Raw genomic sequence first — 2,512 nt, forward strand, 5'->3', positions numbered from 1 at the left:
TCCAAAAAATCAATCAAGACGTGAACATAGGCCGCTTCCACTTGCGAGAGCGGATGCTCGCACACTTGGGCATGCAGATAGTGTTTGAAATCCTCTTCTTCGGCGATGTTGCTCCAAATATCTTCGGCATCGTCGCCGCTCAACTGCTGACCTGCGCGCGGCATGGTTACCGCACGGTTGAGCCCGCTATCGGCAAATTCATCGCTTTCCGGACGCTCAAGCAGAGGATTGTCTGACAACCAGTCTTCCACTTCGCGCTCAAGCTCAAGACCCGACATCTGCAAGATGCGCAGAGACTGTTGCAGCCGCTGGTTGAGCTGCTGGGTCTGTTTGAGTTTAAGGACGAGTGAAGACATAGTGTTTAATTCGAAATGTATGGATAGTTTTTCAGACGGCCTTTATACGGCAGGCCGTCTGAAAGATTAGTTTATCGGTATTATATTTGTATTTTTAGTGATTATTCCAATATTTATAGCCGCCCTCAATTGAAATGAGGGTCTCATATACCGTCAAATATGCATTCAATATTTGAAATTTTCACCCAAATAAACCGAACGGACTTGTTCATTGTTGACTAAATCATCCGGCTTGCCTGAAGCCAATACCGTACCGTCGCTGATGATGTAGGCACGGTCGCAGATGCTGAGGGTTTCGCGCACGTTGTGGTCGGTAATCAATACGCCGATACCGCGTGATTTGAGGAACTCGATGATTTTCTGAATATCGATGACGGCAATCGGGTCAACGCCGGCAAAAGGTTCGTCCAACAAAATGAAACGCGGCTGCATGGCCAACACGCGCGCGATTTCGACACGGCGGCGTTCGCCACCGGACAAGGACGGCGCAGGGTTGTTGCGCAGGCGCTCAATATTCAAATCTGCCAACAGTTTTTCAAGTTCGGCATCGATGCGGCTTTTGTCCTTCATGCTGATTTCCAAAATGGCGCGGATATTTTGTTCCACGGTCATTTTGCGGAAAATCGAGGCCTCCTGCGGCAGATAGCCAACGCCGAGGCGGGCGCGTTCGTGAATGGGCAGGTGGCGCAATTCTTGGCCGTCCAACATTACGCTGCCTGCATCGGCGGCAATCAGGCCGACTATCATGTAAAAGCTGGTGGTCTTACCCGCGCCGTTGGGGCCGAGCAGGCCGATGACTTCGCCGCTTTCGATTTCAAGGGAGAAGCTTTTGACGACTTGGCGTTTTTTGAAACTTTTTTGCAGGTTTTGAACCACAAGACGGCTGTTGTTTGCGCTCATATTCTGTTGACTTTCGATATTGACCTCAGGCCGTCTGAAACTTTTTCAGACGGCCTTTTTGTGTGTTTTCTTATTTGTTTTTCTGCGTACTGGACGGCTGGATAACAACGCTGACGCGGCCGGATTTGGCGGCGGATTTCACACCGGATTTGGCGCTGCCGTTGATGGTGTAAACCTCGGTTTTGGTGTTGTAAGTGATGACCGCACCTTCGGCCACATCGCCGCCGCGCTGTACTTTGGCATTGCCGGACAGAGTAACGAGGTTGGCTGCGGAAGAATACATGACGGTATTGGCTTGGCCGTTGACTACGCCTTTGCCGCCGTCCAACTCTTGGCTGAATTTGACGGGCGAGCCGGTGGCTTTCATCAACTGCTCGCTTTTGTCGTTGCGCGAAACGGTCACGCTGCCGGCACGGATATTGAGCGTGCCTTGTTTGATGATGACGTTGCCGGAAAAGGTGGTGCTTTGGTTGTTTTGGTCAAGCGAGCCTTGGTCGGCTTCGATTTGAATCGGCTGCTTGCTGTCGCTTTGCAGGGCAAAGGCCGGGCTGGCGGCAAAAACGGCAACAAGGGCTAAAGTTTTACAAATTTTTTGTATCATAAATTGTGGCTTTCACTTTGGAAGGGAAATTCAGCAAACCGGTTTTGTGATCATAAGTCATGCCGTTTGCCTGACCGCTGGACTGTCCGTATTGGAAAGTAACGGGGCTGTCGGTATGGGCGTATTGCGCCTCGGTATCGACATTCAAGCGTTCGGTTTTGACGATGCCGGCCAAACGCTTGGCATCTGCCGCTTTGTTTAAGACAACATTCTGTTCAAAAACGACTTTCTTGTTTTGAATATTGTACGCTGCTTTGTCACTGCCGACTTCGTACAGCAGGCTGCCGTCGCGGTAAAACGAAAGATGTGGTTTGTCCAAATGCACGTCTGCGCTATTCGGATATTGGACGGCATCGACCGCGCTCAGGTTTTCTTTCAGACGGCCTTCTTGGTCAAAACGTTTGCCGTTGATGCCTTTCATCGAATATTGCGGCTCATTCGGATTGAGGACGACTTCTTCGACCTGCACTTCGCTGATGCGGCCGAGCCACGCCGCCAGTGCGCCGAGTGAAACGGCCAACACCAGCGGAAAGGCGATTCCGTAACGCCATCTGATTTTCATCGTACATACTCTTTCAAAGCAGGTTCAAGCGTACCTTGCGCCTGCATAATCAAATCGCACACTTCACGCACCGCGCCTGCGCCGCCGGAACGT

3 protein-coding genes and 2 pseudogenes are annotated in these 2,512 nt (G+C 51.2%); all 5 read right to left on the minus strand.

Translation table 11 applies throughout. From position 1 onward, the window contains the following. Nucleotides 1–356: pseudogene (locus ACTHUE_RS15455) on the minus strand (RNA polymerase factor sigma-54); the annotation flags it as partial. Between the two features lie 165 nt (nt 357–521). After that, nucleotides 522–1,256 (minus strand): LPS export ABC transporter ATP-binding protein, encoded by a 735-nt coding sequence (gene lptB, locus ACTHUE_RS15460; protein ID WP_003679854.1) that lies wholly within the window; start codon nt 1,254–1,256, stop codon nt 522–524. 70 nt (nt 1,257–1,326) lie between these two features. Next, nucleotides 1,327–1,857 (minus strand): lipopolysaccharide transport periplasmic protein LptA, encoded by a 531-nt coding sequence (gene lptA / locus ACTHUE_RS15465; protein WP_004518852.1) that lies wholly within the window; start codon nt 1,855–1,857, stop codon nt 1,327–1,329. Beyond that, on the minus strand, nt 1,838–2,419 hold the full coding sequence (lptC, locus tag ACTHUE_RS15470) for an LPS export ABC transporter periplasmic protein LptC (protein ID WP_004518853.1): 582 nt from the start codon (nt 2,417–2,419) through the stop codon (nt 1,838–1,840). The genes lptA and lptC overlap by 20 nt, the downstream gene beginning before the upstream one ends. Further along, nucleotides 2,416–2,512 (minus strand): annotated as a pseudogene (locus ACTHUE_RS15475) (phenylphosphate carboxylase subunit delta); the annotation flags it as partial. The pseudogene ACTHUE_RS15475 and the gene lptC, both read right to left, overlap by 4 nt.

It is taken from the genome of Neisseria sp. P0021.S005, from assembly GCF_051956955.1.